Source organism: Leuconostoc carnosum, assembly GCF_007954525.1.
Taxonomy (GTDB): domain Bacteria; phylum Bacillota; class Bacilli; order Lactobacillales; family Lactobacillaceae; genus Leuconostoc; species Leuconostoc carnosum.
Map to the genome: position 1 here is coordinate 216,815 of NZ_CP042374.1, position 16,950 is coordinate 233,764.

Consider the following 16,950-nt stretch of genomic DNA (forward strand, 5'->3'; position numbering starts at 1 on the left):
TACGGTTTTGTCAAGAGCCCAAAAGTGGATAAAAAACTGTTATAACAGCTTTTCTATTTTTCGTATTCGAGATTATGTTAACCAAGAACAAATCATCACCTGGTTCTTGTTTGCCGTAAGCGTCGATATTTATCCAACTCTGTCACAATTAATACTATCAAGCCACTAATTAAAACTATCGCCCAGTGATTGAATGATAGTCCAGCAGTTGTGAACACACTTTGCATAAATGGCACATACGTGAAAATGAGCTGCAGAATGATCATTGCACCAATAGCCACAAAAGCCATCGGATTTGTCCAAAAAGCGCGACTAATAGCTAATTTTGATGTTCTTATATTGAAAAGATAAAATATCTTACCAAAAATAATTACATTAACTGCCATCGTACTAGCAACGGCAAAGCCCGTAACAGAGTTAACAGTTTCAAAAACAACTAATGAAACTGCTGCAATTATGGCACTGACATAAACCATTTGAAAAACATCATAACGGCTCATTAGCTTTGCAGAGGTTTTTCGAGGTGGACGAGACATAATATCATCCTCTGCAGGTTCGAAAATAAAAGCTAATTGGAGAGTTAGTGCCGACACCATATTAATCCATAATAACTGTGTTGCGGTTAATGGCATTGGCTGTTGCAATAAGATACTAAAGACAACAATTAACCCTTCAGCAAAACTAGTTGGTAATAAATACAAGATTGTTTTACGTATGTTATCGTAAAGACGACGTCCTTGCGAAATGGCCACCTGAATTGTTGAAAAGTCATCATTGGCTAAGACCATATCTGCAGAATCTTTAGCTACATCAGTCCCTTTAATACCCATGGCAACACCAATATCGGCACGCTTTAAAGCAGGTGCATCATTTACGCCATCACCTGTCATTGCAGTAACTAAACCGTTAGCTTGATACGCTTCAATAATTCTTAGTTTATCTTGCGGAGTTGTTCGAGCAAAAACATCATATTGTGTAACAATTGCAGCTAATTCAGAATTTGACATCTGTTCAATTTCTGCACCTGTTAAAGCATGAAGTTCATCAGCTAAATTCAACTGTTGCCCGATTGCTTTAGCAGTGTCAACACTATCACCTGTAATCATTTTAACTCGAATACCAGCTTGACGCATATCTGTAATCGCATCAACAACTTCTGGCCTAGGGGGATCAATAATTGCGGCTAGTCCCAATAATTCTACATGATACTTGGTTAAAATATCATGTGTTACAGTATCCTCTGTTGAAGGAACGTCAATATAACCAACAGCAATCACTCGTTTACCAGTTTTAGCAAACTGAGCTGTCAAATCTGACCAATAGCTACGGTCAAAATCATTGTGACCTTCAGCTAGTTCAAATATTTTATCTGGAGCACCCTTAATAGCAATAAATCTGTTGTGCTGTTTGTTTTCAACAAGACGTGCAATATAACGATAATCAGAATCAAATGGCATTAAATCAATATTGGTTAATTCAGGCGTTTTTATTCCAAATGCTTTGTAGTAAGTTGATAAGAAAGCGGCATCAGTTGGTTCTCCATTGATTTCCCAAGTACCATCTTCTTGCACCAAAAAAGTGTCATTGGCTTGATGCCCCATAGTTAAAAACATTTCCAACTTTTCATCTTCAGTTGGTGAAACAGCCTGTCCATTCAGTAAAATATTACCTTCTGGTTCATATCCTATTCCAGTTACAGTATAGTGATTATTATCGATGACAATATCTTGAATCGTCATCTCGTTTTTAGTCAGAGTACCTGTCTTATCGGAAGCTATGATATCTACAGCTCCCAAAGTTTCAGCCGCAGGCAAAGTTTTAACAATGGCATTTTTCTGTGTTAATTTTTGAACACCAGTTGCTAGAATGATTGACGTTGCAGCAGGTAACCCTTCCGGCATAGAACCTACAATCATGGCAATGATTGCCATAATTAACGTAGGTAGCTCATATATTTGCAAAAACCAACCTAGTCCAAACATAACTACCGCAACAACAACAATTAACCAAGAAATGCCACGACCAAGGCCATCCAGCTCTTTAGTCAAAGGTGATTTATTCCCTGAAACATCAGCCACACTTTGAGAAATTTGACCAATTTGTGTTTGCAAACCTGTCATCACAACAATACCTGTTGCACTACCATTAGTCACTGCAGTTGAAGAATATGCCATGTTACTACGTTCAGCTAATGGAATTCTACCTTCTAATACAAGATCATCTTTTAAAACTGAATCTGCTTCTCCTGTTAATGATGATTCTTGAATGCGAAGATTATCTGCATCAATAATACGTAAATCGGCAGGGACGTGGTCACCTGCTTCCAAATAAACAAGGTCCCCGGGAACTAACTCACGTGCAGGTATATCAAATCGTGTCCCTTGTCGAATCACAGTCGCATCGACAGACAACATATTTTTAATTTTGTCCAAAGCATTACTGGCATTCACTTCTTGAAAATACCCAATCAACGCGTTAATTATGACAACCAAACCAATAACAATAGAATCAGAGTAATGTTGCATTAAAAGTGTTAATAAAGCTGCTGCCAACAAAATGTAAACGATAATATTATTAAATTGACGTAAAAAGACAACCCATTTAGGTACTGATTTCAACGTAACTTCGTTATACCCATATGTTTGTACACGCTTTGCTACTTGCTCCTCATCAAGTCCTTCAGGATAATTTACCTGAAGATCCTCAATCACTTGCTCTGTATCTTGGTTATGAAAAGGTGGTACAGTCGATAACGGTACGTCATCCGATTCATTTACTTTTGTATCCATTAATCAATAAACTCCTTAAGAGAAATCATTTCTTTGCGTCTTGCTATTTAAGGTTGGCCGCTACATTAATTCAATGTAGTTAGTCAGTTTCCCACGCAGATGCGCCGCTACTCCCGCAAGATATTAATTAGTCGAATAAAATGTGACTTAGTCTTAAACTTCTAATTATAATTATATCATGTTCTCAATTTCTATTCAATTTTGAACGACATACCTTGATGTGATAACAATAATAAAACTGACAAACATTTAGCTCATGACAAATATAAATCTTTAATTGGCGCAAAAGTTCGGCGATGAATCGGTGTAATACCTAACTTCTTAAGACCATCCAAGTGCTCCCGCGTACCATAACCAGCATTTCTAGAAAAGCCATATCCTGGATATTGTACATCATATTCAGCCATCAACCGATCTCGAGTCACTTTAGCAATAATACTAGCAGCACCAATTGAATTACTAATAGCATCACCTTTAATCAGTGAGGTTTGTGGTAGATCTAACTTTAGTTGCATCGCATCAACCAATAGATATTCAGGTTCTGGTGCTAATTCTTCTACAGCGAGTGTCATAGCCTGCCGAGCAGCCTCATAAATATTAATTTTATCAATTGTTTTGGCATCAACTACACCGATACCAATTGAAATGGCCTGTGAAATAATAATATCATAAAGTGAATGACGTTTTTTCGCCGATAATTGCTTTGAATCAATCACCTCATATGCTTGAAAATCATGTGGTAAAATAACTGCAGCAGCGATTACTGGCCCTGCTAACGGTCCACGGCCAACCTCATCAATACCAGCAATATGTGAAAAGCCTTGATCCCAATAGGTTCGTTCAATGTCAAATCTATGTTGAAAATCTGCACGTTCTTTATCACGCTTCAACCGATTATTATGCCAGATTTTTAAAGCAGCTTGCACCCCAGCGCGTGGGTCATTTTGCCACGCGATTAGCCGACTGTCATTCACGTCAGTTATTTTTTTTAACATTGACTTAATATCAGCAACTGTCTCAGACATCTTTATCCTCAAGTATATCCAATGTAAATGAACCTAGTTTTCCTTTTCTCAAATCAATGAGGATTCGTTCACTAGCTTTATCATAATCATCTTTAAAACCAAGTTTTTCAGTGATAGCCAACAAAATTTGCACATTATCTTCATCAAAAATTTCAGTTGTTAAATGATAACGATCAATAATGGCCTTTGGACGATAATTACGAAAAAAAGCAATTAAAAATAATGCGGCATCGTCTTTCGCAAAAATGGCGTCTTTCACCGCACCAGTCAATGCCAGTTTCATTCCAATGCTCTGATCCTCGAACTTGGGCCATAAAACACCTGGAGAATCAAGTAATTCTAACTTTGTTGGTGTCTTTAACCAAGCCACTTTCTTAGTCACACCAGGTCTGTCCGCCGTTGGTGCCACGTTTTTCATCACGAGATGATTAAGCAGAGTGGACTTTCCAACGTTTGGTATACCACTAATCATGGCACGAATTGGCTGGTCATGGATGCCACGTGCTAATTGTGCTTCTTTCTTTGATGACACTGCTCGTCGCGCGGCCTTGGTAACCAACTGCGGTGTTTTAGGATCTCTTGTATCTAATACTAAAACTGTATGACCTTCTGACTCAAAATAAGCTTTCCATAGTCGTGTTTGATCTGGATCAGCTAAATCTGCTTTCGTCATAATGAGCAGCCGTGGTTTTGATCCAATAAGTTTATCAACCTCTGGATTACGAGAACTGGATGGTATACGAGCATCCACCAGCTCAAAGACTACGTCAACCAGTCTGAGGTTTTCTCGCATCAAACGGAAAGCTTTTGCCATGTGACCTGGAAACCACTGAATAATTTGTGCCATAGTTATCACCCTTTAACACTAGCAATAGTGCTAGCATTCTCCTATCTATCAGCTTGGTATATATCCCAAGCCTTATCAAATGTTGTCATGGAAATTAAATATGTTGTATTTTCTTCCAAATAATTGGAAATGTCATCAAAATTAGTACTTTGTTTTGGAAAAGCAGAATCCAAAAACGCATTATTTGCAAATTGCTGTATTTCATTAGCTGAAACGGTGTTGCGATTGGTCATTAACCAATTATAAAATGAACGGTCACTTTTTATCATTAGCCAATCCTCCTTGAAATACGAATTTATCAGCTGCCATATCAATTTGCTGCGCCCGAAAGCGCATACCTTGAGTAACTGGCAGCTCACTCATATTAATATAAATTTGCTTTTTCTTTGGGTTAATTGAAACAAATTTTGGCGCATCATAACTTGATTTAACATATTGCATCACTGTTGTAATTGGTAAAGGTAAATCACCAATAGCTAATTTTTTCGCTGTTAAAATAATATTCCCGTTTTTGGTAACTTCAGGCGTTAATGACATACCAAAAGTAAATTTATCGCCAAGAAACTTCGTAGTCCCATACATCATAATATTATCTTCTACTCGAAAAGAATAGCCATTATCATTAGATTCACTCAAATAATAAGCTACTAACGCATTAATTTGTCGTTTATTTAATGAAACGTCAAACGTTGCTTCAGATTTAGCAATTTTGGATACTGTGTCAGTTTCATTGACTGGTTGTGAAGCTGATTTAAATAGTAATACAGTACCTATTACAAGCACAATCACTAATGTCCAGAAGGCCCAAAACCATGGAGATACATGCTTTTTTGGTGCTGTGCGTTTCTTTATTGTTTCATCAGCCATTGATTTTGCTCCCTTCTCATGACTTTGAACAACGCATTGGTCATATAATTATAACCCGTATTATTAGGATGATAATTATCAGTTGAACTAATCCACTGATTGTTAGTTACCATTTCACCTGTCAATGCAGAAGTTGTCGCCTGTTGCTGACTTTTAGCACTTGTCTGTTTTTGTGCTTGATTACTAAGCTTTGTCTGTGCTGATTTTGTTTTATACTGCCCAAATGTCAAATCAAATGTGCTGACATAGTAACTATTCTTATCTTTTTGAGACAATTTATAATTAACAGCATTGAATAATTTAACATCTGAATTCAAATCAGTTCGGTTAGGAAAATGAACAAAAAGCGGATTATAGTTGCCAAAAATAAAAATCGGCACATTACGATTATACTGTCGAATATTTTGAAATAACGCAGTCAATTGTTTCTCATATTTAGTCTGACCAGCTTTGACAGCTTGTGTCAATTGCCCACGGGTTTTAACAAAGGCATTTTCCAATAACAATTGTTGTAAATCATTGCCCCCTGATGTTAGTACAATGACATTGGCTTGCTTAATTTTTTCTTGAAAATCCGACTGATTTTTTAAACGTTGTTGAATTTGATCAGAACGATCGCCTGCCTTCCCAAAGTTAGACATGCTTACCGGTATTTTGTACTGCTCATTGATTTTTTTTGAAATTCTGCCTGAATAACCGTGAAGATTATTATTATCGCCAACACCTTCAGTCAGTGAATCTCCTAATGCGACCAAATTAATGTGTTTAACTTGTTGTTTCGTTTTGTGATTGCTACGCGTATTTTGAGTTTGCGTTTGTAAAGTGTGCACGCCAAAAACAACCGCACCAAGAGCGATTATCATTGCTATAAAACTGACGATAACTTTTTTCATCCGAATACTCCAAAAAATAGACTTATTCTATTATAACAAAAAATATCATCTACCGCTGGATGTCCCTAACCTTAATTCCGGTTTCAAAAGAAAAAGGTAACCACATTGGATTACCTGCTCCTAAATTGATTTCTTTTGCCCGAGTTCGATAATTTTCAAAATTGTGTCAGTTGCTTGCGACATCACTTGTGTTGATACATATTCGAAACGCCCGTGCATATTTTCACCACCAGCAAAAATATTAGGTGTTGGTAGCCCAAGAAATGTAATTTTTGAACCATCTGTACCGCCACGCACTGGCTCAATTATCGGCTTGATATTTAATTCTAACATGGCCTGTTCTGCTAATTCAACAGAACGCATATCATCCTTTAAAATTTCACCCATATTGTAATACTGATCCTTCAATGTTACTAAAACACGTTGTTCCCCAAAATACTGGTTTAAACTGTCAGCAATATCAAGTAGTTTTTGTTTGCGCACCTCAAATTTAGCACGATCATGATCTCGTACAATGTACCGCAGCTGTGCTTCCTCAGGTGTCCCTTTGATATCCATCAAGTGCCAAAAACCTTCGCGACCTGAAGTATGTTCTGGACGGTCATTTTCCGGTAATTGTGCATGGAAATCAAATGCAACTTGAATTGCGTTAACCATTGTGTCCTTAGCAGTACCAGGATGAACATTACGACCTTGAATATTAATCGTAGCACTAGCTGCTGAAAATGTTTCCCATTCAAGTTCTCCAGCTGGGCCACCATCAATTGTGTATGCAAAATCAGCTCCAAAAGCTTTTGTGTCAAAGTTATCAGCACCAATACCTATTTCTTCATCAGGACCAAAAGCAAATCTGATATCACCATGCTTAACCTCTGGATGTTGAACCAAATATTGGGCAGCTGTAATAATTTCAGCCACACCAGCTTTGTCATCTGCGCCAAGCAATGTTGTACCATCAGTTGTAATCAATGTATGACCCTGATATTTTTTTAAACTTGGAAATTCAGCAGGATTTAACGTATACCCACTATGACCTAACTGAATGGTTGATTGACCATCATAATTGTCAATCATTTGAGGCTTAATGCCTGCCCCATTAAAATCTGCTGTGTCCACATGTGAAATAAATCCAATGGTTGGTACATTATCGTCATCACTATTTTTTGATAATTCGGCAAATACATAACCATCCGGCATAGTACGTACGTTTTCTAAACCAATACTTTTTAATTCTTCTGTTAAGTTAGCTAAAAAAGCAATTTCTTTAGGAGATGATGGTACGCTAGTTGAATTTTCATCAGACTGTGTATCCACGGCAACATATTTCAAAAATCGTTTGACAAGTTCCGGATATTTTTCTGTCATGTTATTGTGTATGATTGCGCTCAATTAGGCCAATCACAATTCCTTTCAATATTTAATCGATCAAACATAATGCCATTTCAAATCTTAAATATAAGTATAGGGGTCAGTATTTGTATTAGTTGGAGAAACTAATAAAGCATCCCCAAACCAATCATGCACCTTTACAGCCATTTGCGCATTTGCTATGGCTTCCATATGATGATCTGGATCTATGACAACAAAATCTGCCGCTAAAATGTCGTGCCCAATATGATAATAAATATCAGCGGTCACATAGGCATCAGCACCTGCAGCTTGGGCGACTGCCCACCATTTGCCACCATCACCACCAAGCACTGCAATTTTTTTTATTGGTCGATTAAGATCTTTAGCGATCACACGAACAGCTTTTACATGAAATAAGTCACGCAACCGTGCTGCATAATCTTTCACACTAACAGTTTTGGGCAACTCACCAATACGGCCCAATCCAGTTTCACCATCGGCATTAGGTTCAAGTGGTTGAGTCTTTTGCAAACCAATTGCTTGAGCAAGCCAATCATTCATACCACCTTTTGCACTATCCAAATTCGTATGTGATGCATAAACAACAATATGGTGTTGCAGTAAATCTGCATACATTTTATTTTGTGGGTTAGTCAAGTCAAGATTTTTGGCTGGAAAAAACATCACTTCATGATGTGCCCAAATAAAATCGACCTGGTGATTAATCGCTTCTTGAACAACTTCCGGGCGCACGTCTAACACCGTCATCACCCGCTTAATCACTTGGTTTGGATCACCAATTTGCAGACCAGTTGGATCTCCTGCTTCCGCAAGCTGTTTGGGAGCGAATTGTTCAATTTTTGTTATTAAATCTTGTGCTTTAATCATGATAATACCTGTTGAATTTCATTGTAGCGTACCTGCCAATCGCGATAGGCTTTTGTGTCCATTTTATTGGCAGCTTCCAACTGTGCAAAAATAACTTGAATACGATCAGATTCTTTTTGCCATTTCGCGATGAATGTTGCTGACTGTTCAACACGAAGATATGGACCAAAATTCAAATCCATATGTGATAATTGTTGTGAACCCAACGTGGCCAAAATAACCTCATAAAAATGATTGTCTTCTTGTGTCACACTTTCAGCCTTAATTTGATAACCATGTTCATTTAACCAATTTCGGACAACAACTTCATCAGTATTAGCTTGTAAGATTAATGTTTCAAATACCTGGTGTCGATCAAACGACGCTGTCAATATATCACTGATTAAAATACCGCCCATACCAGCAATTGTAACTGTGTCAATATGATCATCCTCATAAACAGCGGAGAGCCCATCAGCTAGGCGTGCTTCTGCTTGTCCTAATAAATCACGACGTTTTAGCTCATGAGTTGCGTTATCAAATGGCCCTTGAGCAACCTCGCCGGCCACTGCATATGTAATATGGTGCTTCATTAATAGATAAGCTGGCAGATACGCATGGTCAGAACCAATATCTGCTAATCGTGCATCACTCGGTACGAAGTCAGCCACAGCTTGCAAGCGTGGCGAAAGATGTATACTATTCATAATCAAAATCCTTTAATATTAGTATATCATGTCAACATTATAAAAATGTGCTAAACATGTCATTAACTGTTAATCCAATACCTGGACGTTGTGGCACATCCATAAAGCCTTTATGAACTGTCAATGCTTCCTCAGTGATATCTGTCTGAAAGTAGTGCTGACTATCTGCTATATCGCCTGCAAAAGCTATGCCTTCTAGACTAGCTAGCGCTAAATCAACACCACGACCGAGATTGCTACTCAACATACCGCCGATCCATGGTCGAATGCCAGAAATTTGTGCCAATTCAATAGCTGCTATGGCAGCTGATATGCCACCAATTTTACCTTGCTTAATCGTTACAGCTCGAGCTGCCTTCAAAGCAACTAAAGTTCGAATATCATTAATATTATTAATACTTTCATCCAAACTTAATAACTGTTTTGTCTGTAATTGAAAATGAGCATGATCTACAAAATCAGTTGCCGCAAAAGGTTGCTCAATAAATAATACATTGTCCGGTAATTGTTTGAGTAGTTCAATATTGGTTGGTGTGAAACTACTATTAGCATCTAAAGAAAAATGTTGCTGTGGAAATTGCTCTAACAAGCGGGTCAGTTGCTCAATATGTAAATTATCCGCCTGAATTTTTAGTTTAATGCGCTGATACCCTTCCGAAATAGCTGACCGGATATCACTCGCTGAAACATCTAATCCAAAAGCAATACCCACTGGTACTTTAGTCATGCTACCACCAATCATCTGAGCCAATGATTGGTTGGTTAACTTCCCAACTGCATCCCACACCGCCATTTCAATACCTGCTTTGGCAAATGAAGCAAATGGTGTGAGCTGCTGTAAGTAACTGGCAAAATCTGGTGCTGAGTTAAAACTATAGGATTTGAGGTACGGTAAAATCATCGTTTCGATGACAGTTCGACTCATTTGCTGATTTTCAGGGGCATATGATAAATCAGCAAATGATTGTACTTCACCAAAACCACTAGCAACTTGATGGGTTTTCTCATCAAATACTTCTAACTTAATAAGCGTCAATGGACGTTCGAATGTCGTACTATGGGCAGTTTTAAAAGGATGTTTTAATTTGAGAGTGACTGGTTGCATGCTAAATTGCTCAACATGATACATGATTTAATACCTCAATGACTTGTTTAGGTGCTTCAAAATGAACATTATGACCTGCCTGAGCCACTGTAACAACTTTAGCATGTGGTAATAATTGATTCATGTCACTTGCAATACGACGAAATTTAGTATCTAATGAGCCAACAAGTAATAATGTAGGGCATTGTAACATAACTAAATTCGGCCAAAAATTAGGTTGACTACCAGTTCCCATATATCTTAATGAATTGGCAACATTTTTTGGATGTTGCGATAAGCGCTGTTGTCTTATTGCTAGTTGTTGTGTCACAGGCAGATATTTTTGTGTGTTAAACAACGGCATTTGTTCCCATTGTTTAACAAATTCTGGAAAATCGCATTCGATTTCTTGTGCTTTTTTTTCATCATTCACAATACGTTGTTGCCGTTCAACAGCGTATTGCAAGCCCGCTGTTGAACTTTCTAAATATAAATTTTTAACTAAATTAGGATATTTGACAGCAAAACCCAGCGCTAAACGACCGCCCATTGAGTATCCTAACAAATTAATATGTGTCCAATTTAATTTTTTAAGAATCAACTGTAAATCTGTTATTTGCGCAAACATATCAAAGCGCTTCGGTTCCTCAACATATGGTGCGCGCGAACCAAACCCTAACAAATCAAGCGTTAAAACTGTTCCCGGCAAGTGTTCAACAATTGCATTAAAATCGTGATGCGATCCCATAAAACCATGAAGCAACACCCAGTGCTCTGACACTTGACTATTAACATGACAAAAAATGTGGTAGTTGTAACCATTAATATTTAAAACTTGTTCATTCATGTGTTACACCCATAAATTGTTGATGATCCACTACATTTTTAACACGATCTGCTTTAAATTCAATCAATCGTGCACCAACTACTTCAGTTGATAATACCGTCAATAAATCGTTTCGATCTTCTAATTGAACATAAGGGATGTCATATAAATCCGCAATTTTTGATATATCTAATGTGAGCGGCGTGCCAAATAACGTTTCGAAATACTCATCAGCATGAGACTGTGGCAAAAAAGAAAAGATACCGCCACCATTATTATTAATGACAATAATATCCAATGGTAAACTATACTGTTTGGCCATCATCAGTCCGTTCATATCGTGAAAAAGCGTCAAATCACCGACTAATAAAACACTACGCTGAGTTGTTGTTGCACTCATCCCCAGTGCCGTAGAAATAACACCATCAATGCCATTAGCGCCACGATTAGCATAAATTTTTTGTGTCTTGAGTCCAGTGAATACATCATCCATATCTCGAATAGCCATACTATTAGCAACAAAAATCTGCTGATCGGATGCCACAACTTGATCTAATACATATGGGACTGACATTTCACCAGTTATTCGACGTGGTACACGATTTAAGTTTTGCCATAACTGATAAAATTCAAAGTCGTTGGTCACCACTACTTGTTTCAGAAAAATAGCCGGCGTTACCGCGATTGCACGCGACACATGGCGTGAGTGGTCGGTACCCGCATGGCTATCAACATGCCAGACCGGAATATTTTTTATTTTCAACCATTGAAGTACACGTTCCGAAACTGGGGTTGCACCAAAACGAATGACCAAATCTGGCTGATAGGCTTCCGTCACCAATCCTGCATTAAGAAGTGCATCTATACCATAAATCGTTGTTTTAGAGCGTGCCCGACTCAGTACATCAGCAATAACTGGTATATGATTGATACGAGCAAACTGAGACAATATATCTTGATAATCTTCGCCCTCATTTGGACCAGCTAAGATCAATACACGTGATTGATCTAAACGCATCACTGGAAAATCACTACTATAATTATCAAATACTAATGGTGTTACATTAATCGGTACCTGGTTATCTAATTGCGGCATCAATGGTTTTCGTAATGGTAAATTAACCTGCATTGTCCCCCTTGGTACTATCATAATCTCGCGTACCATCTTTTGTATCATAAAATCGATATATTCTGTCATATCTGGATGCTCATCTTGTAAACTAAACGTCACTGATTTTTTTGTTAGTGAGCCAAAAATATTTTGCTGAGGTAGTGTTTGCGGTGCACCATTGCTTTGCAATTCAGCCGGTCGATCCGTGGACAAAATAATCAAAGGTACATGCGATATACTGGCTTCTGCCGCAGCTGGTGCATATTCAGTAATTGCTGTACCAGATGTTCCTAATAATACGACTGGCTCTCGCAGTGTTTTAGCAATACCTAGGGCAAAAAAACCTGCCGATCGCTCGTCAACATCCACGTATAGCTCAACATCTTTGTTATTACGTGCTAGTTCACCTAAGAGCAATGCCACTGGGGTACTACGTGATCCTGGTGATACGACAAAGTGATGAACACCACTCATATATAATGATTTTAATAAATGTTTTGTATTTTTTGTCAGTGCATTTACCGTCATATTGAATAATCCTTTAATAGTTGACGCATGGCTTTTAGTTTGAGTGCCGTTTCCTTGAATTCCTGAGCAGCAGTTGAATCAGAAACTATACCTGCACCAGCAAATAATGTTGCTTGATGTGACCTTTGATTCACGTGCATTGCACGAATACCAACGACCAGCTCACCACCTTGTTCAGCATCTAAATAACCCATAGGAGAAGCAAAAAGTCCTCGTGGTGTGCGTTCATAATCCTGAATATATGCTAGTGCTTCTTTTTGTGGTACACCCCCAAGTGCTGGCGTTGGGTGTAACTGGTTCATCAAATGAACTAAGGTATATTGCGAATCAATTTCCCCAATAATAGGCGTATACAAATGCTGAACCTGCTGAGTTTTTAATAAAATAGGGTCAGCCGGAACAGTCAATTTTTCAGTCATAGCTTGCAGTTTCTGTTGAATATTCTCTACCACGTACTGGTGCTCCTGCCGATTTTTATGGCTGGCTAATAATAATTTACCTAATGCCATATCATCTTGCTCATTATCGCCACGCTGAATCGTACCAGCAACCGCCCCTGTTGTCAAATGACCATCTGCTACTTTTATTAAACGTTCTGGTGTCGCTGAAATATAAAATTCATCTTGATGCTTTAATATAAAATGGTAGGTGTTATTTTGTGACGATAGTCCTCGGATCAATCGTGATAAATACAGTTTATTGGATAATTTTAATATTTGTTGACGACCAAAAACTACTTTTTTCAACGTTTGCTTAGACTTCAAAGTCGAAATCAGTTTTTCTGTTCGGTCAGCCCAATCAGTTTCATCATCAACGCTGATTACGTGCACCATCTCTGCTTTCATGTTAGGAATCTGTGCCAACCATGTATCAAAATCAAGACTTTCATCTGATGAAAATGTAATCGTAGTCTGCGTCATTGTAACAGCAATACGTGGTACAAACCAAAAACCATTCATCAAAGTAGAATTTTTGATTTTCTGTTCATCAAAAGAACGACCACCGAATGCAATATCATCTTGCAGCAACTCCGCAGTATCAGTTGTTACTGTTGCACCAAAACCAAATCGTGCCTTGGTCGCATCACGTGTCCTAAAATAAGCACTTGTCTCAAAACTGTCCAGTGCTTCATAAAGTTTCTGCTCGTCTTTATCATTTACAAGACGTGTATAATTATATTGCATAAAATTCAACCTCATAACATGAAAAAGCAACAGGCAGATACCTGTCGCTTTTTCATGTTAAATTTTTAAATCTACTTGGGGTATCCGTTTAAATACTGGCACCAAAACCATTGCCACAATCAACCCCATTAGTACTTGTGCAAGGTTACCAATAATAGAAGCAAATCCTGCTGGCCAATTGTATAATAGAGCACCTGCTAAAACATAGCCAACTATCATAATAACTGAGCCTAAAATTAAACCAACAGTTTGACTCACAATATGTTTTTTGTAACCAAAATATCCAACAATAAGACCTTCCAAGCCATGTATAATGAGCGAGAAAATCATCCATTGCGGATAACCGGCAAGTAAATCAAGTAATAGACCACTTAACCCTCCGACAATAAGCCCACTGCGAGCGCCTCCAAGTATGGCAGCGATAAATATACCAGCTTCAACCAAGTTTACGAAACCATTTGTAGCTGGGACAGGTATTTTTACAATGTAAGACAAAGCAACATTAAAAGCCACAATTAGCGCTAATACTGTTACTTGCTTTGTATGAAATTTTTGTTCCATCATACACTCCTTCGCGCGCCTTGCCAAACATTACCGACATGAAATGCTTTATTTAAAATAATACCATGTTTAATCCCATGCCAAACAAAATCTTTTGCATCAGCGACGGCTTCTTCAATTACTTGTGCTTGTCCTAAATTCGCTGCAATGCTCGCTGCGAAGGTGCATCCTGCCCCATTGTTATATAAACGATCAGATACAATTTTGTCTTGTTGGAAAATGTCAAACTTTTGACCATCATATAGCACATCGATGGCTTGGTTCCCAATGATAGCTATACCACCTTTAACAACAACATGACTAGCACCTAAATCGACAATTTTTTGAGCAGCAAGCTTCATATCATCGATATTTTGGATGACTTGATGCGTTAAAATTTGTGCCTCATTAATATTCGGGGTAACCACAGTTGCTAATGGTATCAGATATTTCTTTAATGCGTCAGCGATTTGCTGAGTATCAACACTAGTTGTTTCCTTAAACACCATCACAGGATCCACAATAACTGGTATATCAACTGCTTTTAAATATTTGGCTACTAGCTCAATCACATGGACATTCGGTAATAAACCAACCTTAATCGCAACAATATCATCTAATGCCAATATAGACTTTAATTGTGATTCAATAACATCATGAGATATAGGGAAAATTTTAAAATCATCCGCTGTGACTGTCACAATAGATGTGATAACACTTAACCCGAAGTAACCATATTCAGTGAAAGTTGCCAAATCAGCTTGAATCCCGCCGCCGGCTAATGAATCTGAACCAGCAATCGTTAAAATTTTATGTGGCATATTTGGGTTATCACTCCTTTACTAATTACTGAGCAGATGCGATGAAGTTAATATGACTACCATCATCAGTAACAGAAGTTACCACAGCATCATTACCACCAGAGGTAATTGACCATGAATAGTAGCGTCCATGTGCTTTGGCCCAAGCAATTGCTTCTGAAATTTTTTTACCTTTTAATTGCGCTGATTCTTGAATGCTATCTTTTTTCTTCGAGTCAACACTACTTGAAGATGATGAGGAAGATTTAGATGACGACGTTGACGCATCACTAGATGACTCACTATTTGAGCTTGCACCATTGGATTCAACAGTTTCATCAACCGTTCGATTGGTTACTTTCTTTTCTGATATTGGTTCACTTGGTTTCGCTGATGATGAGTAACCAACATAAATAAACACACCTAGTGCGATAATAATGATTACAGTGAGTGCTATGAAGAAGTTGCGTATCGGGTGCTTCTTCTGATAAAATCTGGGACGTTGATTTTCATTAGGGGATGTCATAATATACCTCTCAATACATATCATTATATCAAATATATACCGACTTCCGCCAATTGATTTTATGGTAAGATAGAAAGAATGAACTCTTGGAGAAAATGCCTATGATGAAAACTAATTTGGAGCGCATTACCATAAAAGATATTATTATGATTGCCCTTGGTACAGGTATTTATGCTTGGGGATTAATCAACATCAATATTCCAAATGAACTTGCTGAAGGTGGTATTTCTGGTATTACTTTAATCTTACGTGCACTATTTAATTGGAACCCTGCTTACACAAACTTAATTTTAAATATTCCATTAATTATTATCGGCTATCGTATTCTTGGACGAAGGTCGCTTATTTATACCTTGTGGGGTATCGCTACACTCTCCTTCTGGTTATATGTGTGGCAAGCTTTCCCAACACCACCGGCTTTACACCACGATATGTTAATTTCTGGTTTACTTGCTGGTTTACTTGCTGGTTTTGGACTTGGTTTAGTCTTTCGTTTTGGTGGTACATCAGGTGGTACAGATGTCGTAGCGCGTATTTTAGAGCAAAAATTTGGTATTCAAATCGGCCGCTCGATGTTTATCTTAGATGCCATGGTTTTGTTATTGTCACTGGTCTATGTTGATTTAGTGAATATGATGTATACATTAATCGCTTCATTTGTTTTCGCCCAAGTCGTTGGTGTTGTGCAGCAAGGTAGTTATACAGCCCGTTCATTTATGATATTTACTGATTATCCTGAAGAAATTTCCCATGCTATTATGGATCAGCTGGAACGTGGGACAAGTTTAATCAAATCTGAGGGTGGCTATTCACACCGTGAGCAACGCATTGTTTATGCTGTTGTTGACCCTTCGGAAGTTAATACAGTGCAACACATTATTGAAGAAATTGATGCCAAAGCTTTTGTGTCAATTTTCACCGCACAAGAACAACTAGGTGAAGGTTTCTCTTACTTAAGACCTAAAAAAATGTTTTCTTTCGATAAAAAATAACGGACAAACAATAT

17 protein-coding genes are annotated in these 16,950 nt (G+C 37.9%); 1 reads left to right on the forward strand and 16 read right to left on the reverse strand.

Features of this window, described 5'->3' with window-relative positions:
• Positions 1 to 95 precede the first annotated feature (95 nt).
• The 16 genes from FGL89_RS01000 to FGL89_RS01075 form a co-directional block, all read right to left on the reverse strand.
• The gene (locus FGL89_RS01000) at positions 96 to 2,789 is read right to left on the reverse strand and encodes an HAD-IC family P-type ATPase (RefSeq protein WP_147000265.1); all 2,694 of its coding nucleotides are present in this window, start codon (positions 2,787 to 2,789) and stop codon (positions 96 to 98) included.
• A 254-nt stretch (positions 2,790 to 3,043) separates the two neighbouring features.
• Positions 3,044 to 3,814: a ribonuclease HII gene (locus FGL89_RS01005; protein ID WP_014974271.1), complete on the reverse strand. Its 771-nt coding sequence runs from the start codon at positions 3,812 to 3,814 to the stop codon at positions 3,044 to 3,046.
• On the reverse strand, positions 3,807 to 4,661 hold the full coding sequence (gene ylqF, locus FGL89_RS01010) for a ribosome biogenesis GTPase YlqF (protein WP_014974270.1): 855 nt from the start codon (positions 4,659 to 4,661) through the stop codon (positions 3,807 to 3,809). Before ylqF ends, FGL89_RS01005 begins: the two co-directional genes overlap by 8 nt.
• A 41-nt stretch (positions 4,662 to 4,702) precedes the next feature.
• On the reverse strand, positions 4,703 to 4,930 hold the full coding sequence (locus FGL89_RS01015) for a YozE family protein (RefSeq protein ID WP_014974269.1): 228 nt from the start codon (positions 4,928 to 4,930) through the stop codon (positions 4,703 to 4,705).
• Positions 4,917 to 5,528 (reverse strand): YpmS family protein, encoded by a 612-nt coding sequence (locus tag FGL89_RS01020; RefSeq protein ID WP_014974268.1) that lies wholly within the window; start codon positions 5,526 to 5,528, stop codon positions 4,917 to 4,919. Before FGL89_RS01020 ends, FGL89_RS01015 begins: the two co-directional genes overlap by 14 nt.
• Positions 5,510 to 6,421, reverse strand: a complete 912-nt coding sequence (locus FGL89_RS01025; RefSeq protein ID WP_014974267.1) for a GDSL-type esterase/lipase family protein — start codon at positions 6,419 to 6,421, stop codon at positions 5,510 to 5,512. The genes FGL89_RS01020 and FGL89_RS01025 overlap by 19 nt, the downstream gene beginning before the upstream one ends.
• A 120-nt stretch (positions 6,422 to 6,541) precedes the next feature.
• A complete protein-coding gene (gene pepT / locus FGL89_RS01030) occupies positions 6,542 to 7,786 on the reverse strand; it encodes a peptidase T (protein WP_014974266.1) in 1,245 nt (414 codons plus the stop codon).
• A gap of 84 nt (positions 7,787 to 7,870) precedes the next feature.
• A complete protein-coding gene (locus tag FGL89_RS01035) occupies positions 7,871 to 8,659 on the reverse strand; it encodes a Nif3-like dinuclear metal center hexameric protein (protein ID WP_014974265.1) in 789 nt (262 codons plus the stop codon).
• Positions 8,656 to 9,345 (reverse strand): tRNA (adenine(22)-N(1))-methyltransferase, encoded by a 690-nt coding sequence (locus FGL89_RS01040; protein ID WP_014974264.1) that lies wholly within the window; start codon positions 9,343 to 9,345, stop codon positions 8,656 to 8,658. The genes FGL89_RS01035 and FGL89_RS01040 overlap by 4 nt, the downstream gene beginning before the upstream one ends.
• 37 nt (positions 9,346 to 9,382) lie before the next feature.
• Positions 9,383 to 10,474: an o-succinylbenzoate synthase gene (menC, locus tag FGL89_RS01045; RefSeq protein WP_014974263.1), complete on the reverse strand. Its 1,092-nt coding sequence runs from the start codon at positions 10,472 to 10,474 to the stop codon at positions 9,383 to 9,385.
• Positions 10,461 to 11,276: a 2-succinyl-6-hydroxy-2,4-cyclohexadiene-1-carboxylate synthase gene (gene menH / locus FGL89_RS01050; RefSeq protein WP_014974262.1), complete on the reverse strand. Its 816-nt coding sequence runs from the start codon at positions 11,274 to 11,276 to the stop codon at positions 10,461 to 10,463. The genes menC and menH overlap by 14 nt, the downstream gene beginning before the upstream one ends.
• Entirely contained in the window at positions 11,269 to 12,894 is a 1,626-nt protein-coding gene (gene menD / locus FGL89_RS01055) for a 2-succinyl-5-enolpyruvyl-6-hydroxy-3-cyclohexene-1-carboxylic-acid synthase (protein ID WP_147000266.1), read from the reverse strand. The genes menH and menD overlap by 8 nt, the downstream gene beginning before the upstream one ends.
• Complete coding sequence (locus tag FGL89_RS01060; RefSeq protein WP_014974260.1) at positions 12,891 to 14,078, reverse strand: isochorismate synthase; 1,188 nt, start codon at positions 14,076 to 14,078, stop codon at positions 12,891 to 12,893. The genes menD and FGL89_RS01060 overlap by 4 nt, the downstream gene beginning before the upstream one ends.
• A gap of 57 nt (positions 14,079 to 14,135) precedes the next feature.
• Positions 14,136 to 14,639 (reverse strand): ECF transporter S component, encoded by a 504-nt coding sequence (locus tag FGL89_RS01065; protein WP_014974259.1) that lies wholly within the window; start codon positions 14,637 to 14,639, stop codon positions 14,136 to 14,138.
• Positions 14,639 to 15,439 carry a bifunctional hydroxymethylpyrimidine kinase/phosphomethylpyrimidine kinase gene (locus FGL89_RS01070; RefSeq protein WP_014974258.1) on the reverse strand — a complete coding sequence of 267 codons (801 nt, stop codon included), beginning with the start codon at positions 15,437 to 15,439 and terminating at the stop codon, positions 14,639 to 14,641. The genes FGL89_RS01065 and FGL89_RS01070 overlap by 1 nt, the downstream gene beginning before the upstream one ends.
• A gap of 25 nt (positions 15,440 to 15,464) precedes the next feature.
• Entirely contained in the window at positions 15,465 to 15,944 is a 480-nt protein-coding gene (locus FGL89_RS01075; RefSeq protein ID WP_014974257.1) for a hypothetical protein, read from the reverse strand.
• Positions 15,945 to 16,045: 101 nt separating this feature from the next.
• Here FGL89_RS01075 and FGL89_RS01080 point away from each other — a divergent pair, with 101 nt between their 5' ends.
• Positions 16,046 to 16,936, forward strand: coding sequence for a YitT family protein (locus tag FGL89_RS01080; RefSeq protein ID WP_014974256.1), 891 nt, complete (start codon positions 16,046 to 16,048; stop codon positions 16,934 to 16,936).
• Positions 16,937 to 16,950 lie beyond the last annotated feature (14 nt).

Bases quoted from the DNA above. Each gene is read 5' to 3' on its own strand.
- FGL89_RS01025 (WP_014974267.1), bottom strand. From the start codon at position 6,421: ATGAAAAAAGTTATCGTCAGTTTTATAGCAATGATAATCGCTCTTGGT.
- pepT (WP_014974266.1), bottom strand. From the start codon at position 7,786: ATGACAGAAAAATATCCGGAACTTGTCAAACGATTTTTGAAATATGTT.
- FGL89_RS01065 (WP_014974259.1), bottom strand. From the start codon at position 14,639: ATGGAACAAAAATTTCATACAAAGCAAGTAACAGTATTAGCGCTAATT.
- FGL89_RS01035 (WP_014974265.1), bottom strand. From the start codon at position 8,659: ATGATTAAAGCACAAGATTTAATAACAAAAATTGAACAATTCGCTCCC.
- FGL89_RS01080 (WP_014974256.1), top strand. From the start codon at position 16,046: ATGATGAAAACTAATTTGGAGCGCATTACCATAAAAGATATTATTATG.
- FGL89_RS01040 (WP_014974264.1), bottom strand. From the start codon at position 9,345: ATGAATAGTATACATCTTTCGCCACGCTTGCAAGCTGTGGCTGACTTC.
- menC (WP_014974263.1), bottom strand. From the start codon at position 10,474: ATGTATCATGTTGAGCAATTTAGCATGCAACCAGTCACTCTCAAATTA.
- menD (WP_147000266.1), bottom strand. From the start codon at position 12,894: ATGACGGTAAATGCACTGACAAAAAATACAAAACATTTATTAAAATCA.
- FGL89_RS01005 (WP_014974271.1), bottom strand. From the start codon at position 3,814: ATGTCTGAGACAGTTGCTGATATTAAGTCAATGTTAAAAAAAATAACT.
- FGL89_RS01015 (WP_014974269.1), bottom strand. From the start codon at position 4,930: ATGATAAAAAGTGACCGTTCATTTTATAATTGGTTAATGACCAATCGC.
- FGL89_RS01060 (WP_014974260.1), bottom strand. From the start codon at position 14,078: ATGCAATATAATTATACACGTCTTGTAAATGATAAAGACGAGCAGAAA.
- FGL89_RS01070 (WP_014974258.1), bottom strand. From the start codon at position 15,439: ATGCCACATAAAATTTTAACGATTGCTGGTTCAGATTCATTAGCCGGC.
- FGL89_RS01020 (WP_014974268.1), bottom strand. From the start codon at position 5,528: ATGGCTGATGAAACAATAAAGAAACGCACAGCACCAAAAAAGCATGTA.
- menH (WP_014974262.1), bottom strand. From the start codon at position 11,276: ATGAATGAACAAGTTTTAAATATTAATGGTTACAACTACCACATTTTT.
- FGL89_RS01000 (WP_147000265.1), bottom strand. From the start codon at position 2,789: ATGGATACAAAAGTAAATGAATCGGATGACGTACCGTTATCGACTGTA.
- FGL89_RS01075 (WP_014974257.1), bottom strand. From the start codon at position 15,944: ATGACATCCCCTAATGAAAATCAACGTCCCAGATTTTATCAGAAGAAG.
- ylqF (WP_014974270.1), bottom strand. From the start codon at position 4,661: ATGGCACAAATTATTCAGTGGTTTCCAGGTCACATGGCAAAAGCTTTC.